The 19,428-nt window shown below is 51.4% G+C and carries 15 protein-coding genes, 10 tRNA genes and 2 rRNA genes; 25 read left to right on the top strand and 2 right to left on the bottom strand.

The features are described 5' to 3' along the window. The 21 genes from E5161_RS08900 to glmM all read left to right on the top strand — a co-directional run. Positions 1–164: ribosomal RNA gene (locus E5161_RS08900) — 23S ribosomal RNA — on the top strand; the annotation flags it as partial. Positions 165–313: 149 nt separating this feature from the next. Then, a 5S ribosomal RNA gene (gene rrf, locus E5161_RS08895) occupies positions 314–430 on the top strand. Between the two features lie 42 nt (positions 431–472). Further along, a tRNA-Thr gene (locus tag E5161_RS08890) sits at positions 473–548 on the top strand. A 19-nt stretch (positions 549–567) separates the two neighbouring features. After that, positions 568–642, top strand: a tRNA-Glu gene (locus E5161_RS08885). Between the two features lie 86 nt (positions 643–728). Next, positions 729–804: transfer RNA gene (locus E5161_RS08880), tRNA-Val, on the top strand. A gap of 34 nt (positions 805–838) precedes the next feature. Next, positions 839–913: transfer RNA gene (locus E5161_RS08875), tRNA-Gln, on the top strand. A gap of 7 nt (positions 914–920) precedes the next feature. Further along, positions 921–996 (top strand) — tRNA-Lys (locus tag E5161_RS08870). A gap of 22 nt (positions 997–1,018) precedes the next feature. After that, positions 1,019–1,101 (top strand) — tRNA-Leu (locus tag E5161_RS08865). Positions 1,102–1,176: 75 nt separating this feature from the next. Further along, entirely contained in the window at positions 1,177–2,043 is an 867-nt protein-coding gene (locus E5161_RS08860; protein ID WP_136777348.1) for a sugar phosphate isomerase/epimerase family protein, read from the top strand. A gap of 144 nt (positions 2,044–2,187) precedes the next feature. Continuing rightward, positions 2,188–2,262 (top strand) — tRNA-Gly (locus tag E5161_RS08855). A 6-nt stretch (positions 2,263–2,268) separates the two neighbouring features. Then, positions 2,269–2,345, top strand: a tRNA-Arg gene (locus E5161_RS08850). A gap of 29 nt (positions 2,346–2,374) precedes the next feature. Next, positions 2,375–2,451: transfer RNA gene (locus tag E5161_RS08845), tRNA-Pro, on the top strand. A 12-nt stretch (positions 2,452–2,463) separates the two neighbouring features. Then, positions 2,464–2,537, top strand: a tRNA-Gly gene (locus E5161_RS08840). Positions 2,538–2,668: 131 nt separating this feature from the next. Continuing rightward, positions 2,669–2,914: a hypothetical protein gene (locus E5161_RS20955; protein ID WP_211246714.1), complete on the top strand. Its 246-nt coding sequence runs from the start codon at positions 2,669–2,671 to the stop codon at positions 2,912–2,914. An 89-nt stretch (positions 2,915–3,003) separates the two neighbouring features. Then, a complete protein-coding gene (ppc, locus tag E5161_RS08835; RefSeq protein WP_136777347.1) occupies positions 3,004–5,796 on the top strand; it encodes a phosphoenolpyruvate carboxylase in 2,793 nt (930 codons plus the stop codon). A gap of 109 nt (positions 5,797–5,905) precedes the next feature. Next, positions 5,906–6,817 (top strand): EamA family transporter, encoded by a 912-nt coding sequence (locus E5161_RS08830; RefSeq protein WP_136777346.1) that lies wholly within the window; start codon positions 5,906–5,908, stop codon positions 6,815–6,817. 10 nt (positions 6,818–6,827) lie between these two features. After that, complete coding sequence (sigW, locus tag E5161_RS08825; RefSeq protein WP_136777345.1) at positions 6,828–7,394, top strand: RNA polymerase sigma factor SigW; 567 nt, start codon at positions 6,828–6,830, stop codon at positions 7,392–7,394. A gap of 106 nt (positions 7,395–7,500) precedes the next feature. Further along, a complete protein-coding gene (locus E5161_RS08820; protein WP_136777344.1) occupies positions 7,501–8,112 on the top strand; it encodes a zf-HC2 domain-containing protein in 612 nt (203 codons plus the stop codon). Positions 8,113–8,280: 168 nt separating this feature from the next. Then, on the top strand, positions 8,281–9,126 hold the full coding sequence (cdaA, locus tag E5161_RS08815) for a diadenylate cyclase CdaA (RefSeq protein ID WP_136777343.1): 846 nt from the start codon (positions 8,281–8,283) through the stop codon (positions 9,124–9,126). After that, the gene (locus E5161_RS08810) at positions 9,119–10,435 is read left to right on the top strand and encodes a CdaR family protein (protein WP_169306641.1); all 1,317 of its coding nucleotides are present in this window, start codon (positions 9,119–9,121) and stop codon (positions 10,433–10,435) included. The genes cdaA and E5161_RS08810 overlap by 8 nt, the downstream gene beginning before the upstream one ends. A gap of 18 nt (positions 10,436–10,453) precedes the next feature. Next, the gene (glmM, locus tag E5161_RS08805; RefSeq protein WP_136777341.1) at positions 10,454–11,794 is read left to right on the top strand and encodes a phosphoglucosamine mutase; all 1,341 of its coding nucleotides are present in this window, start codon (positions 10,454–10,456) and stop codon (positions 11,792–11,794) included. Positions 11,795–11,842: 48 nt separating this feature from the next. Here glmM and E5161_RS08800 read toward each other — a convergent pair whose 3' ends face one another. Further along, positions 11,843–12,214 (bottom strand): hypothetical protein, encoded by a 372-nt coding sequence (locus E5161_RS08800; protein WP_136777340.1) that lies wholly within the window; start codon positions 12,212–12,214, stop codon positions 11,843–11,845. Between the two features lie 516 nt (positions 12,215–12,730). Between E5161_RS08800 and glmS the strand changes: the two genes are divergently transcribed. Together glmS and E5161_RS08790 are read left to right on the top strand one after the other, a co-directional pair. After that, a complete protein-coding gene (gene glmS / locus E5161_RS08795) occupies positions 12,731–14,563 on the top strand; it encodes a glutamine--fructose-6-phosphate transaminase (isomerizing) (protein ID WP_136777339.1) in 1,833 nt (610 codons plus the stop codon). A gap of 338 nt (positions 14,564–14,901) precedes the next feature. Then, complete coding sequence (locus tag E5161_RS08790; RefSeq protein ID WP_136777338.1) at positions 14,902–16,428, top strand: DNA methyltransferase; 1,527 nt, start codon at positions 14,902–14,904, stop codon at positions 16,426–16,428. 94 nt (positions 16,429–16,522) lie between these two features. On the opposite strand, the gene E5161_RS08785 is transcribed toward E5161_RS08790, so the two are convergent. Continuing rightward, the gene (locus E5161_RS08785) at positions 16,523–16,675 is read right to left on the bottom strand and encodes a hypothetical protein (protein WP_246042150.1); all 153 of its coding nucleotides are present in this window, start codon (positions 16,673–16,675) and stop codon (positions 16,523–16,525) included. A 95-nt stretch (positions 16,676–16,770) separates the two neighbouring features. Between E5161_RS08785 and E5161_RS08780 the strand changes: the two genes are divergently transcribed. Then, positions 16,771–18,243, top strand: coding sequence for a type I restriction-modification system subunit M (locus E5161_RS08780; protein ID WP_136777337.1), 1,473 nt, complete (start codon positions 16,771–16,773; stop codon positions 18,241–18,243). Beyond that, the gene (locus tag E5161_RS08775) at positions 18,236–19,411 is read left to right on the top strand and encodes a restriction endonuclease subunit S (RefSeq protein ID WP_136777336.1); all 1,176 of its coding nucleotides are present in this window, start codon (positions 18,236–18,238) and stop codon (positions 19,409–19,411) included. Before E5161_RS08780 ends, E5161_RS08775 begins: the two co-directional genes overlap by 8 nt. Positions 19,412–19,428 lie beyond the last annotated feature (17 nt).

The raw sequence follows: 19,428 nt of genomic DNA, 5'->3' as shown, positions 1-19,428 counted from the left end.
GCGGGAGGGATAAGCGCTGAAAGCATCTAAGCGCGAAGCCCGCCTCAAGATGAGATTTCCCAATTTAGTAAGACCCCTGGAAGAACACCAGGTTGATAGGCTCGGGGTGGAAGCGCGGCAACGCGTGCAGCTGACGAGTACTAATCGGTCGAGGGCTTATCCTAATAAGCACACAGGTATCGATGATGTTTCAGCATAGATGTTTCGTTTCGCATCCGGTTTTCAAGGCGCAAGCCTTGCGGGATAACGGTAAAAATTACCGCTATCTTTCTGAGTGAGAACATGATATGATGTTTCTCGCTGTGTTATCCGGTCTGGTAGTGATGGCGGAGGGGTTCCACGCGTACCCATCCCGAACACGACCGTTAAGCCCTCCAGCGCCGATGGTACTTGGACCGCAGGGTCCTGGGAGAGTAGGACGCCGCCAGGCTGGATAAGCTTTACTAACCAGGACCTGACTTCAGGGCCTCATGCTCCCATAGCTCAGTAGGTAGAGTGCATCCATGGTAAGGATGAGGTCACCGGTTCGATCCCGGTTGGGAGCTCCACTTACACTTACATATGTGCGGCCCGTTGGTCAAGGGGTTAAGACACCTCCCTTTCACGGAGGTAACAGGGGTTCGAATCCCCTACGGGTCACCAATACTTCCCCAAAAAGTGACGCAAAGCGTTGCAGCATATTCCGATTACTTTTCGGGGGCCCCAAACGGCTCAGGGAAGTTATTCATGGAGGCTTAGCTCAGCTGGGAGAGCATCTGCCTTACAAGCAGAGGGTCGGGGGTTCGATCCCCTCAGCCTCCACCATTTTCATTCATACTTATTTCGATCCCTTCCTCATTGGGGATTAGCCAAGCGGTAAGGCAACGGACTTTGACTCCGTCACTCCTAGGTTCGAATCCTAGATCCCCAGCCATTCCCGCGAGCCATTAGCTCAGTTGGTAGAGCACCTGACTTTTAATCAGGGTGTCGAAGGTTCGAGTCCTTCATGGCTCACCAACTTTTTTATTGCCAGCCTTATGCGCGTGTGGCGGAATTGGCAGACGCACCAGACTTAGGATCTGGCGGGCAACCGTGGGGGTTCAAGTCCCTCCACGCGCACCAACTACATAGAAGAAGCCTTTGGACAGCCGTTCAAAGGATTTTTTTCTATTTTGAGCCCTTGGGAGGGAGCCGGTTATGAAATTCGGAGTGAGCTCGTACAGCCTTCACAACGCCATGGTGAACAATGAGATGACCATCCTCGATGTCATCGATTACATTGCTCAAATCGGCGGAGAGCACGTGGAAATCGTTCCGCTCAATTTCACTCTTCATGACAACCCCCGTTTGGTGGAACAAATCCGGGAAAGGGCTTCACGCGCGGGCATCGAGATTTCGAATTATGCGATCGGTGCGAACTTCGCCGAACTTGGTGAAGCCGAGTATGAGGCAGAAATCGCACGGGTTATAAAAGAGGTTGATGTTGCCCATGCTTTAGGTGTAAAGCGCATGAGGCACGATGTCGCTTCCTCTTCCGACCTGTCTATTCGTCATTTTCTGGAGGAATTGCCTCGTTTGGCGGAAGCATGCCGGCGGATAGCCGACCACGCAGCCGGATACGGCATTACGACCAGCGTGGAGAACCACGGGTTCTTTATTCAAGCCAGCGATCGGGTACAGGCTCTCATTCATGCGGTGGATCGTTCGAACTTCCGCACGACGCTCGACATCGGTAATTTTATTTGTGTGGATGAAAGTTCGGTCGTAGGCGTCAAGAACAACCTGCCATACGCTTCTATGGTGCATATCAAAGATTTTTACATTCGTCCTTCCTATCTCAATCCGGGTGAAGGATGGTTCCGTTCCTCCAACGGCACTTATTTACGCGGAGCTGTGGCAGGACAAGGAGACCTGGACATGAGGCAAATCCTGCGACTGATCAGGGAGTCCGGTTACGACGGCTATGTGTCTTTGGAGTTCGAAGGAGCCGAAGACTGCCGCTGGGGCGCTCGTGTAGGACTCGATAACGTGAAGCGACTCTGGAACGATACGGCAGCGAATTGAGACGAGGCGGGGCGGTTAAACCGCCCCGTAGCATACAGATCCGCATACCACAAAAAACCAGTTGCTTTTCCTCTAGATCTTTGTTATATTATTAATTGTCGCGCTTGAGATAAAGGGTTAAGCAAGCCAGAATAACAGCAGCATGCGGAAATAGCTCAGTGGTAGAGCATCTCGTTGCCAACGAGAAGGTCGCGGGTTCGAATCCCGTTTTCCGCTCCATAATTTGCGCCCTTAGCTCAGCTGGATAGAGCGTTTGACTACGAATCAAAAGGCCGGGAGTTCGAATCTCTCAGGGCGCGCCATTTTCGTAGCAGCAATACTTCATGATTAACGGGACGTAGCTCAGCTTGGTAGAGCACCTGGTTTGGGACCAGGGGGTCGCATGTTCGAATCGTGTCGTCCCGACCACTAGTTTAATACGCGGGTGTAGTTCAATGGTAGAACTTCAGCCTTCCAAGCTGATAGCGTGGGTTCGATTCCCATCACCCGCTCCAGTTACTTAAACCCGAGACTCCTTGCCCAGCAAGGAGTTTTTTATATTATTACGGTTGACCGGCAGCCGAGGAGCCATAAGCCTGTCCCTCAGTCTTACAGGGCATTATCGGCGGTGTCCAGTGACTGCGACATGCAAAAAGGCTTGCAGCGCAAGCCTTTTCATCCTTTTTGTCTATTAGGCGATTTCGCTGTCTTTCTTCAGCGAGGCCGCAATGACGAGCAGGGCCAAGTACCGGCGCAAAGAACGCTGCCTGCGTTTCATGATCGCTACCTCCCGTCTACAGAAGTACTGGTACCAATCATTACCCCAATTACGCAAATCAACAACATTCGCCATAAAATCGGATGGAGATTTTCAAATCTCATTGTAGTATGATAGCTAGAAGGGTAATCGGTTATGAAAGAAATATCATTCAAAGATTCACGACTGACCGACAACCGCAGTCGTAATTGAGGTGAAGAGCAGTGACGGAAGTGACCGCAACAGGACGATCTTCGTCCAACCATCTCCTACGTCGTGATGTCCGCTTTTTGGGAACCATTCTCGGAGAAGTGCTTGTCCATCAGGGCGGGCGGGAGCTGTTGGATCACGTGGAGAAAATCCGGGAAATGAGCAAGGCGCTGCGCGCGGAGTTCGTGCCGGAACTTTACCATGAATTCGTAAACACCATCCGAACATTGCAGCCGGAAATCCGGCATCAGGTGATTCGGGCGTTCGCCATCTATTTTCAATTGGTGAACATTGCAGAGCAAAACCACCGGATCCGTCGTAAACGCGATTACGAGCGTTCCGCGGGCGAAGAGGTTCAACCGGGCTCGATCGAGAGCGTCGTGCAGGATTTAAAAGGAAAGAACTTGCCGGTGGAAGAAATCCGGGACATGCTGGGCGAAATATCGCTTGAGCTCGTCATGACCGCACACCCGACGGAAGCGACCCGTCGTGCGGTTCTCGACATTCATAAGCGCATTGCCAATCAAATGATGGAGCTGGACAATCCGACGCTGACGTACCGGGAACGTGAAAAACTCCGGGAGCAGCTGCGGAATGAAGTGCTGACTTTATGGCAGACGGACGAGCTCCGGGACCGCAAGCCTACCGTACTCGATGAAGTGCGCAACGGGATGTTTTTCTTTAACGAGACGTTGTTCGACGTGATTCCGGAAGTGTATGAGGAATTGGAACGTTGTCTGGCCAAATCGTTCCCCGATCAGGAATGGCATGTGCCGAGTTATTTGCGTTTCGGTTCTTGGATCGGGGGAGACCGCGACGGCAATCCTTCCGTCACTTCCGAAATTACATGGAAGACACTCCACATGCAGCGGAATCTTGCGATTTATAAATATATGCAAATTATCCGCTCCATGATGAAGCAAATGAGCTTCAGCACCACGATCGTGGAGGTTACCGACGAGCTGATCCGGTCCATTCAGGAGGATCGCGGCGATGTCGAACTGCGCTCCGTAGAGCCGTGGACCAACGAGAAGGAACCTTACCGGGTGAAGCTGACGTATATGCTGCAAAAGCTTTCAAATATGCGGGAAGATCAGCTGAAAGGAACGACTCAGCGATATCATCGCGCCGAAGAGCTCATCTCCGATTTGCAGTTGATTGACCGCAGCTTGCGTCATCATTATGCCGACTATGTGGCCGACACTTTGCTTAAAAAACTGATCCGTCAAGTGGAGCTGTTCGGCTTCCATTTGGCCTCTCTCGACGTTCGCCAGCACAGCCAGGAGCATGAGAACGCCATGGCTGAAGTGCTGGCCAAAGCGGGCGTCTCCGATCACTACGCGGCGCTGGGCGAGACGGAGAAAATCGAATTGTTGCATAAACTGCTTGCCGATCCGCGCCCGCTGCTGAATGAGACGGCGGAACTGAGCGAATCCTCTAAAGAATGCTTGGACGTCTTCCGGACGATCCATCGGGCACAGGCGGAATTCGGCGTTCACTGTATCCGGACTTACCTGATCAGTATGACGCGCGGAGCCAGCGACCTTTTGGAAGTCATGGTTTTCGCCAAGGAAGCCGGATTGTTCCGCCGCGGTAAAGACGGTAAAATCATCAGCACCCTCCAGGCCGCTCCGCTGTTCGAGACGATCGACGACTTGCATGCTGCGCCGGCCATCATGCGAACCCTGTTCGAGCTGCCCGTGTACCGGGAGTGCGTATCCGCGATGGGCAACCTGCACGAGATCATGCTCGGCTATTCCGACAGCAACAAGGACGGCGGCATGGTGACCGCGAACTGGGAGCTCCGCATTGCGCTGAAGGAATTGACGCGTACTGCCAAGGAATACGGCGTGCGGCTGAAGTTCTTCCATGGCCGCGGAGGCGCACTCGGCCGCGGAGGAATGCCGCTCAACCGCAGCATTCTGGCACAACCGCCGTCTACGATCGGCGGCGGCATTAAAATCACGGAGCAGGGAGAGGTTTTGTCGTCACGGTATTCGATGAAGGGAATCGCCTACCGCAGCTTGGAACAGGCGACGAGCGCGCTGCTCACCGGCGCTTACCTGTCGCGTCATTCGGATGCGCGGGAGAAGACCGAGAGCCAATGGGAAGAGATCATGCGAGGCATTTCCCAGACGGCGCAGACCAAATATCAGGATTTGATATTCCGCGATCCCGGCTTCCTAACGTTCTTTAAAGAGTCAACGCCGCTGCCGGAGATCGGCGAACTGAATATCGGCTCACGGCCGTCCAAGCGTAAAAACAGCGAGAGATTCGAGGATTTGCGGGCCATTCCGTGGGTGTTCTCCTGGACGCAAAGCCGCTACTTGCTGCCGGCTTGGTATGCGGCGGGCACGGCTTTCGAAGCTTATGTGGACGGCGATAAGGCGCGCCTGGAGACGCTGCGCACGATGTATCGCGAGTACTCGTTCTTCCGTTCTCTAATCGACAACCTTCAGATGGCGCTGGCCAAGGCGGATCTGTTGATCGCTCGGGAATACGCGGGCATGATCAAGGATGATACGATTCGAACGCGTATTTTCACGCAAATTGAAGAAGAATATTCCCGCACGCAGCGTTTGATACTGGAGATTACGGGCCAGGAGGATATTCTCGACAATACGCCGGTCATTCAAGAATCGATCCGGCTGCGCAATCCGTACGTCGATCCTCTCAGCTATTTGCAGGTGCAGCTGCTCAGTGAACTTCGGGCTCAGCGCGACGCAGGCGGAGACGATGCCGAGCTGCTTCGCGAGGTGCTCCTCACCATTAACGGGATCGCCGCGGGCCTTCGGAATACAGGCTGACCGGGCGGTGTGAACCCTTGCCGGACGACGAGCCGGCTAAATCATTTAACGGATAACGAAAGGCCCGGGTTCAGCCCCGGGCCTTTCACATAGGAGAATCGAGTCGGAAATGATCAAACGTCAACATCTTGGAGCGGTGCTGCTCGTCCTGATCGGAGCCACCAGTTACGGATTGTTGTCTCCGGTCTTCAAAATGGCCGAGGCGGACGGCTGGAACGTCAAAAGCATAACCTACCTGCAAGTCTTATCGGGCACCTTACTTCTGTGGCTTATATTCGCCTTCAAAGGAAGCCTGCAGGGATTGAAGATCCAACCCGTCACGCTGTTGAAGCTCGTAATTACAGGAATCTGCGGTCTGTCCCTGACCACGGTGTTCTACAATCAGACGTTGTCCAGATTGGATGCGTCGCTCTCCATCGTCTTGCTTTTTCAATATGCCTGGATTACCATTTTGCTAGAAAGTCTGCGTTTGAGACGCTGGCCGGCCGGGCGGCAATGGCTGGCCGTCGCGCTTATTTTTGCGGGCACTTTGTTTGCCGCAGGGCTGCTGGAGCGCGATCCCGGCCGATTGGACGGTTGGGGTATCATTTACGGCTTGCTCTCCGCCGTTACTTACGGACTGTTCTTTTTCCTGAGCAGTTATTTGCCGCAAACGCTTGAACCCATCGCCAAATCGGCCATTATGGCGACGGCGTCCATCGTGTTTATCACAGCGATTCAGGGGGCCGGGTCATTCGCCGGGTCCGGAAGCGTTCCGATTTACGTATGGGGTGTGCTGCTCGGCATATTGGGAACGGTGGTGCCCACCATTTGTTTCAACTCCGGTATTCCCCGCATAGGAGCCGGACTCTCTGCGCTCCTCGGCTCCTTGGAGCTGCCGGTGGCGGTTCTTGCGGCTGCCGTGCTGCTTGGTGAGCCGTTGTCTTGGTGGCAAGGAGCGGGCATCTTGTTGATTTTAGCGGGTATCTTGGCAGCCGAGCGGCGACAGGATTCATCTCCCGAGGATCGGCCGGAAAGGTGAGGAAAACACGTTGAATCCACTGGACACGCGGCTCGCAAAGCTCGCCCGGAAAGGCGATCAACGGGCGTTCGCGGAAATCGTCGGTCTCTATAAAGACAAGCTGTATCATTTGGCTTACAGAATGACCGGCAACCGGCAGGAAGCGGAAGATGTGGTGCAGGACACATTCCTTCGGGTTCACAAAAACCTGGAGCGTTACGACGAGAACCAAAAATTTTCTACCTGGATTTATCGCATCGCCACGAATCTTTGTATCGACCGGCTCAGAAAAAGACGCAGCACGTACTCTCTCGACGCCGAATCCTCCGGTCATGAAGGGCTCGACGGTTATTCCATGCTTCCGAGCGATGATCGGACTCCGGAAAGCGAACTGCTGCTGTCCGAGACCCAGAGGCTTATTCGCGAGGCAATGGAGACTCTGCCGGTCAAATATAAGTCGGTGATGGTGCTCAGGTACATGAAGGAACTTTCTCTCCAGGAAATTTCCGACGTGTTGGATATGCCGGTGACAACGGTAAAAACGAGGGTTCACCGGGGCCGCGAATTTTTGAGGAAAAAGCTGGAGCACAAATTGTAGCCGAAACCGCGCTCAGGATGAAACCGCGGCCGAAACGCAACGTATGGTATAGGAGCAATTCGTGTGGCGCAGCTTAAGCGCCTTAAAGAAGAAAGGGATGGCAGATATGAAGTGCAATGTCGCCGTCGCATCGATGCATGATTACTTGGACGGGGATTTGCCGCGCGAAACGGCGCTTAGTCTAAGAGAGCATTTGAGCGCTTGCCCGGAATGTCGGACGCGCTTCGAACAACTGGAACGGACGGAAGCGTTGCTGCTGGCGGTACCGGCTGCAGAAGCCCCGGCCGGTCTGGAAGATCGTATATTGCAGTCGCTTCCCGGCAAACGCCGGCCTGCCGCCTGGACGGGCTGGGTTCGCCGTCATCCTGCCGCATCCGCAGCTGCATTTTTCCTGATTGTGATGCTTACCAGCTTCGTGGCTATGTGGAATCAAGACCGGCAATTATCGGTGGCTGGTCCCGATCTGGACGACGTGGTGATCGAAGGGCATACGGTCACCGTACCTGCGGGCAAGGAAGTATCGGGAGATTTGACGGTGGCCAACGGTACCGCGATGGTGCTGGGAGACGTAAAAGGCAATTTGACGGTGATCGACGGTCAGGTCACCCTGGCATCGACCGCTCATATTGCCGGCCACGTGAAGACGATCGACCGCGCGGTCGATTGGGTTTGGTACAAGGTCACTTCCTGGTTCGGTACGATCGCTTACGGTTCCTGAGTGCTTTTGGTCAAACGGCGATTTGGACCTCCCTGGGTCTAAGGGAGGTTTTTTACCGCGATCAGAGGAATTTTGCTTGGGAGTAGAGAAATGGTTCAAGATGAATGATAAACTTAATCCGACAGTTTTCGCCGGACACCATTAAGCGCCGGGACGGGGGGTCGCGTCTTGGATTATATATCCGGCCTTACATGGCAAACATCCATTAAAGATATCGCAGACATCCTGATCGTGAGCTATTTGATCTATCGGTTGATTCTGCTCATCCGGGGCACCCGCGCGGTCCAGCTGCTGAAGGGCATCTTTCTGCTGGTCATCACATGGGCTTTAAGCACCTGGCTTAATTTATATACGTTAAAATGGCTCATGAACCAAGTGTTCACCTTTGGGCTCATGACCGTGCTGATCATTTTTCAGCCGGAGCTCAGACGGGCGCTCGAGCAGCTCGGCCGCGGCAAGCTGTTCACTCGTGTCTCCGCTGAGGACGAAGACGTACACCACCGGATTAATGAAGTCATTAAATCCGTTAATTATTTATCCCGCAGAAAAATCGGGGCATTAATCGTGTTTGAACGGGGTACAGGCTTGGTGGACTACATCGAGTCGGGCATCAAGCTGGCGTCGTCGCTCAGCTCCGAGCTGCTGATTAACGTGTTCATCCCGAACACTCCGCTGCACGACGGCGCCGTCATTATTCGGGGGAACCAGCTGATGGCTGCGGGCTGTTATTTGCCGCTGTCGGAAAACCCGTTCATCAGCAAAGAACTCGGCACGAGGCATCGGGCGGGTATCGGCGTCACCGAGGTAAGCGACGCGATCTCCGTCATTGTATCGGAAGAAACGGGACAGGTCTCCCTCTCTTTGAACGGCCAGATCGTAAGGGATATCAAGGAAGAATCGCTGATCTCCAAGCTGTTCGATGAACTTCGTCCGCAATTCCGAAAACTCGGCAGCAAACAGTCCAAATGGAACTGGGTGCGGTGGAAACGGAAAGAGGGTGACGGCCGTGGATAAATGGTTGAATCACCCGACCGCGATCAAGATCATGGCCTTGACGATCGGCATCATCATGTGGGCCGTCGTTCATTTCGATCCCGGCAACTCGCCGAATAATGTCGCGTCATTGACGGAAACCAAAACGATTAACAATGTAAAGGTAGAGCCGGTCGGACTCGACGAACGCAGCTATAAGCTGGTCTCGATTGAGCCGGGCACGGTGAATTTGCTGGCCAAAGGAAGCCGCAGCGATCTGATGGCGGCCCGGAAGTCCAACGACTATCGGCTGCTGGTCGATCTGCGCGGCTTGGGAGAAGGTACGCATACACTGTCGCTCAGGGTGGACTCTTCTCCGAGTGGTGTACAGGTGGTGGAGATGAATCCCGGTTCCGTTCGTGTTACGATAGAATCGCTCCAGACGAAGGAATTCGAGGTCGCCATCAGGACGGAAGGCACTGCGGCGGATGGATTCATCGCCGGTACGCCGATTGTGAGACCCACGAATCGGGTACATGTAACCTTGCCGAAGAATACGCTGGCCAAGGTGGAGTCCGTAGGCGCAGTCATTCCGCTCAAAGGTACGACGGAAGCGATCAAGAGCAAAGCGGTGAAGCTGGCTGCCTATGATGCGCAAGGCCGCGTCATCCAAGAGGCCTCGATCGATCCTGCGGTTGTCGAAGTCGAGGTGCCGATTACAAGTCCTTTCAAAATGGTTCCTGTCCGGTTCCGTATGCTGGGCGAGATGCCGGCGGGCCTCAGCATCGCTACCTTTAAACCGGATATGGAGCAAGTTACGGTGTACGCCGCGAAGGAAGCCCTCGACAAGATCGATTTCGTCGAGGCGGACGTACAGCTTGGCCAATTAAGCAAATCGGGTAAAATCACATTGCCGCTGCTCACTACGGAACCGGTCATTGAAATTTCACCCGCTCAAGCGGTTGTGAATGTGGAAGTGGTGCTGTCTCAAACCCGTACGCTGGAGGGCCTACCGATCGGCTGGAAAGGGCTGGGGAGCGGGCTGACGGCGAAAATCACGAATCCGGAAACAGGCAAAGCAGATATCACGCTCAAAGGAGCACCCGCTCTGCTGAACCGGCTCGAGCCAGGGGATGTACAAGTGATCGCCGATTTCAGCGGCAAAGGACCGGGTACACATACGCTTCCTCTGGTCGTGAACATGCCGCGTTTCATCGAGCAGTCCGGCGGGACAAAGACGATTACCGTGGAAATTACGGCCGCTCCGGCATCTCCGGCTTCTGCCGGTTCTCCGGACTCCGGCGGTGCAGAGTCGAACAGTCCAACTGATTCGTTGGGTAGTAAAGAATGAAGGGCAGTTGAATAACGGATGGGTAAATATTTCGGTACAGACGGGGTGCGCGGTGTAGCTAATCGTGAGCTGACGCCGGAGCTTGCTTATCGGATCGGTCGCTGCGGCGGCGTTGTGCTTGCAGGACGTTCGCAGCGTCCGAAGGTGGTCATCGGCATGGACACGCGTATTTCCGGCGCCATGCTGGAAAGCGCGCTGGTGGCCGGTCTGCTGTCGATCGGCGCGGATGTTATCCGCCTGGGCGTTGTGACGACGCCGGCAGTGGCATACTTGACGAGAACGCTAAAAGCGGACGCAGGCGTAATGATTTCCGCTTCGCACAATCCGGTGGAGGATAACGGGATCAAATTCTTCGGGGGCGACGGGTTTAAGCTGCTCGACGAGACTGAAGCGGAAATCGAGCGCTTGATGGACGCGGAAGAGGATACACTGCCAAGGCCGACCGGAGGGGCGATCGGAAGCGTAAGCACCGATTACGAAGCGAAAAACCGGTACTTGGATTTCTTGAAGACTACGGTAAGCCATCGGTTCGACGGCTTGAAAATCGTTTTGGACTGCGCACATGGCGCAGCATATGAACTGGCTCCTCGGATCTTCCGCGAGCTCGGGGCGGAAGTCATCGCTTACGGCGCGGAGCCGAACGGCTTAAATATTAATGACGGCGTCGGTTCGACACATCCGGAGCTGCTGGCCTCCAAGGTGAAGGAGCACGGCGCTTCGCTCGGTCTCGCTTTCGACGGCGACGCCGACCGGCTCATTGCCATTGACGACAACGGAGAAGAGACCGACGGCGATTATGTGCTGTGCATTTGCGGGGACGCGATGAAGAGGGCAGGTAAGCTGAAGGAGGATACGGTGGTCACTACGGTGATGGCCAATATCGGTTTCTTCCAGGCGTCGAAAGCGCGCGGATTGCGGACGGCCCAGACGGCTGTCGGCGACCGTTATGTGATGGAAGAGATGGTTCGGGGCGGATACAACTTGGGCGGCGAACAGTCCGGGCATGTCATTTTCTTGGACTATAATACGACGGGTGACGGCATTCTCACCGGGCTTCAGCTGGTCGATACACTCGTGGCTTCCGGTAAGCCCCTGAGCGAGCTGAAGCAGATCATGCGCAAATTCCCGCAAACGCTCGTCAATGTGCGGGTTGCCGACAAATCTTTATTCCCGGGAAATCAGGCCATTCAGTCGGCTGTCGCACAAGCTCAAGATGCGCTCGGAGAAAACGGACGCATTCTGGTGCGGCCGTCGGGTACGGAAGCGCTCATCCGCGTAATGGCCGAAGGGCCGGATCTGGAGGAAATCGAACGCCATGTCGAGGCGGTCGCCGATATTATTCGTAAAGAACTCGCGTAAACAAGGCAAGCCGTGGCCGGGAATCATACCCGGCCACGGCTTTTTTCATTATAAAGCGCCCGCTTTCTTCACAATATCCAATGCTTTCTCGTAGTCGGCTTCATCCACCACGGCGGTCAGCAGGATGTCGCGGCCGGTGACGACATTTTCGGGACCGTTGGAGCTCATTCCGCTCGCACTGACGTTGGCGGCCACCAGAATCCCGACATCCTGGTCCTTGAAGTCGCCGTGCATGGTAAGATTGCCCAGCCTGCGGAACTCCCCCGTGAGCGGATTCGTGACCACATCCAATCCGTCTCCGGGCATCCCGTCAAACCGATCGATGGACGAATCCGCCAATTTCAATTTTTTAAGCTGCTCGAGCGCCTTTTGGGCTTCATCCGGTGTATTAAAATAGGCCAATATCGATCGTTCCGCCATACATGTACCTCCTCGGCATGATCCTCACCCGATTAGGCTGAACCAGGCCGAACAGATCTATGCAGCCGGAAGAGAGTGTCGAACCAGCGGAGAACGTGTCATTTCCTGGGTAATATGTTTTTGAGGTTGCCAAACCTGTGTAAAACGAATATGATGGAGGATGTATTTTAGAACGGAAAGGCAGGGCAGACCGTAAAAAATGCATTATAAGCGCCAGAACTTGTCGAAGGACGGAAAATCGGCAAGTTGACGAGGTGGAGGCGTTCGGAACGTTCGGCGGGGACCTCCCGGCTCATCATCGGAGCCGACAAATCGGAAGACAAAACGCAGCGGGCGACCGGGCGGCCAATATTCCGATACGATGCTTTATTATTTACTAAAATCACAGGATGTCCGATGGCCGGAATCGGCGGCAGGCGGACACATCCTCTCTTTCAATATGGATTGTGACGCTGTGGCAGGCTTGGTTTCGGCGACTCGGACGGACGAGAAACCGAAGCGGAGGTCTATTGGATCATGTGTGGAATCGTAGGGTATATTGGGAATCGGGAATCGCAGCCTATTTTGCTGGAAGGACTTAAAAAGCTGGAGTACCGTGGATACGACTCGGCCGGCATTGCGGTTTTCACGGAACAAGGCTTGGAAATTACGAAGACGGTGGGACGCTTGGCCAATCTGGAGGGACGTTTGTCGGACGAACCTCTGCGCGGAACGGTCGGCATCGGCCACACCCGCTGGGCAACGCACGGCAAACCTTCGGATGCCAACTCGCATCCGCATGCGGATGAGTCGCACAAGTTTTCCGTTGTTCATAACGGCATCATCGAGAACTATTTAGAACTGAAAGAAGAGCTTCTTCAACAAGGCCACCGTTTTGTGTCCGAGACGGATACGGAAGTGATTTCCCACCTGGTGGCAGTCGAATATGACGGCGATATTGTGAAAGCCGTTCAACGTGCGGTAGGCAAAATGCGTGGAGCGTTTGCTCTGGCGGTGCTGACTGAGTACGAACCAGAGCGGTTGGTGGCGGTACGTTACGCGAGCCCGCTGATTATCGGAATCGGCGACGGGGAGAAGTTCATCGCTTCCGACATCCCGGCAATTTTGGAGCATACGCGGGACATTTACATTTTGAATGACGGTGAGATGGCCGTGCTGACGCGGGACGCCGTCGAACTGATGACGATTGAAGGCAACTTCATCGCCAAAGACGTGTTCCACGTAGATTGGGATTTGATCACGGCGGAGAAAGCCGGCTTTGATCATTTCATGCTCAAGGAGATTTATGAGCAGCCGAAGGCTTACCGCGATACGATGCGCGGGCGCATTAGCGAAGACGGCCGGTCGGTCGTGCTCCCTGAGTTGAACATGACTCCGGAAATTTTGCGCGGTATTAACCGGGTGCACATCGTCGCTTGCGGCACCGCCATGCACGCCGGACTCGTAGGCAAGACTATTATCGAGCAACTCGCTCGCATTCCGGTCGAGACGGATGTGGCGTCGGAATACCGGTATCGCTCCCCGATCATCACGCCGGATACGCTCGTGATCGTCGTCAGCCAATCTGGTGAGACGGCCGATACGCTGGCGGCACTACGTGAAGCACAGCGCTGCGGAGCACGCGTGCTGGCGATCACCAATGTTGTCGGCAGCTCGGTTGCGCGCGAAGCGGATGACGTCATTATCACGCTCGCCGGACCGGAAATTGCGGTAGCCTCGACGAAAGCTTATACGTCGCAGTTGATCGCCTTCTATTTGTTCGGTTTGTACTGGGCGCAAACGCTCGGCACCAAAACCGCGGATGAAGTCGCTCATATCCTGGCCGCGATGCAGTCGCTGCCGGAGCAAGTGGAGAAAATTTTGGCACAAGCCGAGACGGTAAAAGCAGTTGCCGAAGAGATCTCCAAACACAGCAACTTGTTCTTCATCGGACGCGGGCTCGATTATGCCGTTGCGCTGGAAGGCTCGCTGAAGCTGAAGGAAATTTCGTATATCCACTCCGAGGCTTATGCTGCCGGTGAGTTGAAGCACGGCACGTTGGCGCTCATCGAGGATGGCATCCCAGTGATCGCGCTGATGACGCAAGAGGAGCTGTACGAGAAGACGCTGAGCAACATCAAGGAAGTGAAGGCGCGCGGCGCACATGTACTGGGTATCATCAACGAAGGACACGAAGCGGAGGCGGCCAAGTCCGTCGACCACCAGTTCGCCATTCCGCGCACCCTTACGCTGCTCACACCTGCTCTGTCCGTCGTTCCGCTGCAGCTGCTCTCCTACTATGCATCGCTGGCGCTGGGCCACGACGTGGATAAGCCGCGTAACTTGGCGAAGAGCGTGACTGTGGAGTAAGCTTAGGGTTCATCGACGCCTCTCATACAAAACATTAACCTATTGGTGACTAATAAAATTTTGTTCTGAGCGATATAAAGCCAAAAAGTTTTTAAATTATTATACGAAGAAGGCAACCGGAGATAAATTCTGGTTGCCCTTTTTTATAAGGTGATCAGGTCCAGATACGTTTGGTCCCAGGTCCGGGACGACAGCTTAATCCTTCCGAATTCTGGAAGGGTTATTTCCGATTTACGATATAACGCCTAATGGCAGCATAGGGGGATTAAGGGAATAGGACAATCACTAACGACCATACCTTGTATCAATCTCGGGTACAAGGTTGGGGGTATGACAAAATGGACAAAAACAAGCTATTTTATGGGGATAATCTAAAAGTACTACGAGAACATATCGAAGCCAATTCGGTGGACCTAATTTATTTAGATCCACCTTTCAATAGCAACAGGAATTATAACCAAATTTTCACTTCAGACGGCAAAAAGTCAGAAGCACAATTAATGGCGTTTGAAGATACATGGTTTTGGGGGCCGGAAGTAGAGGATCAATATATTCAAACGGTTCGGTCGGGGCACGGTAGTACATCAAGTTTTTTGGTTGCGATGCGCGATTTACTAGGTACCAGCAACATGATGGCTTATCTTACGATGATGGCGCCTCGCCTCATTGAATTGAAGAGGGTGTTACAAGAGAGGGGAACAATTTTTCTCCATTGCGATCCTATATCGAGCCACTATCTGAAACTTCTGATGGATGCTGTATTTTCACCAAACAATTATCAGAATGAAATCATATGGAAGAGGACCGGAGCTCATAACGACGCTAAGAGATTCGGTAATAATATTGATACTATTTTGTTTTATTCCAAAGGAAAAACGTGGATTTGGAACAAACAATACAAACCTCACAGTGAAAAATATTTATCAAGATTCAAAGGCGTGGATCAGGATGGTCGTCGGTGGATGGATGATAATCTGTCGGCAAAAGGTTTATTGGGTGGTGGTTATGAGTATGAGTACAAAGGTGTTTTCAACCTTTGGAGGGTGCCCAAAGAAAGGATGAGGATGCTTGATGAAGAAGGACGACTACATTACACAAGAAAAGGTGGTATACGTCTCAAACGTTACTTAGACGAAAATAAAGGAGGAGCTGCATTACAATGCCTTTGGGATGATATACCACCTATTAATTCACAAGCAAAAGAGAGAGTCGGTTATCCAACACAGAAACCGACTGCTCTTTTGGAAAGAATCATCAACTCAACATCAAATCCAGGGGATGTAGTATTGGATCCTTTTTGCGGTTGCGGTACTTCGATTGTAGCCGCTGAACGCTTGGGACGGAAATGGATCGGAATCGATATCACCCACATAGCGATTGCCACTATTAAAGAAAGACTTCAAAAGGAATTCGGAATGCTTTTGAGTCCTAATGAGATTACCGGTGAGCCTTACGATATTGACGGTGCAATTGATCTTGCTTGCCGAGATCGTTATCAGTTTCAGCTCTGGGCGCTTCATCTTTTAGGCATAATAACAGAGATGAAGAAAGGTGCGGATGGCGGTGTAGACGGTTTTCATTATTTTCAAGATGGAAACAAGTTTAAAAAATGTGTCACTCAAGTAAAAAGTGGCAAGGTAAGTGTCAAGGATATCCGCGAATTATACGGGGTTTTGCAGAAAGAACGTGCTACATTAGGGCTGCTCCTAACATTGGGTCGTCCTACAAGGAATATGGTTGAAGAAGCCGCAAAATTCGGGATTTATGAAAGCGCCAATGGTCGAAAGTACCCGGTCATTCAGATTGTTTTGGTTAAAGAGTTATTGAATCATACGAAATTTTTACACACATTGGTTCCTGATTAATTTTTGCCTAATTACGACTATATTAATGTTGGTCTGCAAGGTTAGCACTTTTTGCTTTGCCGTTACATAAAGTAGGTTGCTTCGTGTATCCCAACTATTCCTTCATTCCCGTAAAGGTGATCCCTTCAATAAAGTAGCGCTGAGCGGCGAAGAACAGAAGAATGACAGGCAGCGCCACCCAAATGGCCATGACCATCAGATAGTTCCACTGCGGCGCTTCGTTGACGCCGCCCAGGAAGAAGTACATGCTAAATATATGACTAATGCACTAATTACTTAGTAGCTTTATAATAGATGTAAAGATAACAACTTAGCGTTGCTGGGAAGGTAGGATTTAAAGGTATGCTGACAGGCGAGATTCGCAACAAGGTTGATAAAATATGGACAGATATTTGGGCGGGCGGCATTACCAACCCGTTGACGGTTATTGAACAGCTTACATATCTTATGTTCATTCGCTCTTTAGATGAAAAGGAATTGGAAAATGAGAGCATTGAGGCATTAGGCGGGGGGGCAATGCCTAAGCTGTTCCCGCAGGAAGAGCAAGGTCAGTTGATGCGTTGGAGCAGGTTTAAAACGCAAGATCCGCGTGTCATGTTTGATATTGTCGGTACGCAGGTATTCCCTTTTATCAAAGCGATGAATGGTAAAAGTTCTTCGGCATTTACCCGTTACATGCAGGATGCGATGTTCCTCATCCCCACTCCGCAGGTGCTCCAGAAGATCGTCACCGGGTTGGACGAGCTTTACGAGCATGACATTCAGAATTTAGACATGCAAGGCGATCTCTATGAGTATATGCTGGGCAAGTTGGCTACCGCAGGACAGAACGGCCAATTCAGAACACCGAAACATATTCGGGATATGATGGTTCGTCTACTTGCACCTACTCCAAATGATAGGGTTTGCGATCCGTCATGCGGTACAGCTGGGTTCCTTGTTTCTTCCGCCGAATATATCCGGGAGAAATATGAAACGGACATGACCGGCGAACAATGGGAGCATTTTTCGGGAGATATGTTTACGGGTTTCGATACAGATAGAACGATGCTGCGACTCTCGGCAATGAACCTCATGCTTCACTCGATTACACATCCGCACGTGGATTACGTAGATAGCGTATCCAAGCAAAATGACATTTCATCTGAATACGATATTATCTTGGCTAACCCGCCTTTTACCGGAACGGTTGATGCGGAGAGCATACATGATAACCTCAAGACCATCGCAAATACGAAAAAGACGGAGCTCCTCTTTATTGCTTTGTTCCTTAGACTTCTGCGGAAAGGCGGACGCTGCGCCTGTATCGTACCTGATGGTGTCCTTTTCGGTTCGACCAAAGCGCACAAATCGCTACGGAAGGAACTGGTCGAGAATCATCAACTCCAAGCGGTCATTTCTATGCCAAGTGGCGTATTTAAACCTTATGCAGGCGTGAGTACGGCTGTCCTCATCTTCACGAAAACAGGAGCGGGCGGAACCGACAAGGTCTGGTTCTATGATATGAAGGCAGACGGCTTCTCCTTGGATGACAAGCGTTCTTCGATCGAAGCAAACGATATTCCTGACATTATTGCACGCTACCACAATCTCGTTGGCGAAACGGATCGCAAGCCAACGGAACAGAGTTTCTTGGTGGATAAGTCTGTCATTGAAGCAAATGACTATGATCTCTCAATCAACAAGTATAAAGAAGTTGTTTACGAGAAGGTGGAATACGAAAACCCCTCGGTTATTTTGGAGCGCCTTGATTTGTTGAGCGTAGAAATTGCCTCTAAGACTGAAGAGTTGAGGGGGCTCCTAGGGGATGCATAAGTTGGAGAAACTGGGGAAATTAGGCGAAGGAATTATAGGATTAACTTACTCTCCCCAAGATATTTATGAACAAGGAACTATTGTATTGCGCTCAGGAAATATTCAAGATGGGAGACTAGACTTTTCTGATACTGTTAGGGTAAACAAAAAAATAAATGAAAAATTATTTGTGAATAATGGAGATATATTAATCTGTAGTCGAAATGGTAGTTCAAGTTTGGTTGGTAAGTCAACAATTATAAATCAAGTAACCGAACCAATGACATTTGGTGCGTTTATGATGGTATATCGAAGTAAATATAATTTTTACTTAAAGCATTTTTTTAACTCACAGTATTTTAAAAGACAGCTTTCTAATGGCGCTACTACAACAATAAATCAAATTACTAAAAAGATGTTAGATGAGATTGAAGTTCCATTGCCAACAATCGGATTACAAAACCAAATTAGCAAAACATTGGACGTGGCAGCAGATTTACTCTCCTTGCGCAAACAGCAACTTGCTGAGTTGGATAACCTTATCAAGTCTACATTTTGTGAGATGTTTGGAGACCCTGTTACTAACAGTAAGGGTTGGAACGTTGTAAAATTATCGGAGTTCTATAAGGATCCGAAATCCTCTGTTAAATGTGGTCCATTCGGAAGTGCTTTAAAAAAAGAAGAATATGTTGAACATGGCGTTCCTGTTTGGGTCATGGATAACATTACTAAGCAAGGTGAATTTATTGATAAAATTCATTTGTATGTCACAGAACAAAAGTACGTAGAGTTAGAACAATATAATGTGCAAAAAAATGACATCATTATTTCTCGTGCAGGTACGGTAGGAAAAATGTGTGTCGTAACAGCAAATCATGATAAATCAATCATTAGCACGAACCTGATACGGCTTAGATTGAATGAAATGCTGTTTCCTTCTTTTTTAGTAAAACTGATAACTATTTGGGGGAATCGATTGAGCAGATTAAAAAAGGGGAATGATGGGGCATTCACTCACATGAATACAGGAGTCCTAGATAATATTTGTTTCCCGTATCCTCCTCTTTCGCTCCAACAAAAATTTGCTTCAATTGAAGCCAAGATCGAAGAGCAAAAAACTCTCGTCAAAAAAGCAATCTATGAGACGCAACTCCTGTTCGACAGTCTTATGAGCAAATATTTCGACTAAACGATTTTATGCGAGGT

Origin of the sequence: Cohnella pontilimi, from assembly GCF_005049045.1 — a bacterium.
Lineage (GTDB): Bacteria > Bacillota > Bacilli > Paenibacillales > Paenibacillaceae > Cohnella > Cohnella pontilimi.
The sequence above is the reverse complement of the archived record's forward strand: the minus strand, read 5'-3'. Positions and strand labels throughout refer to the sequence as shown.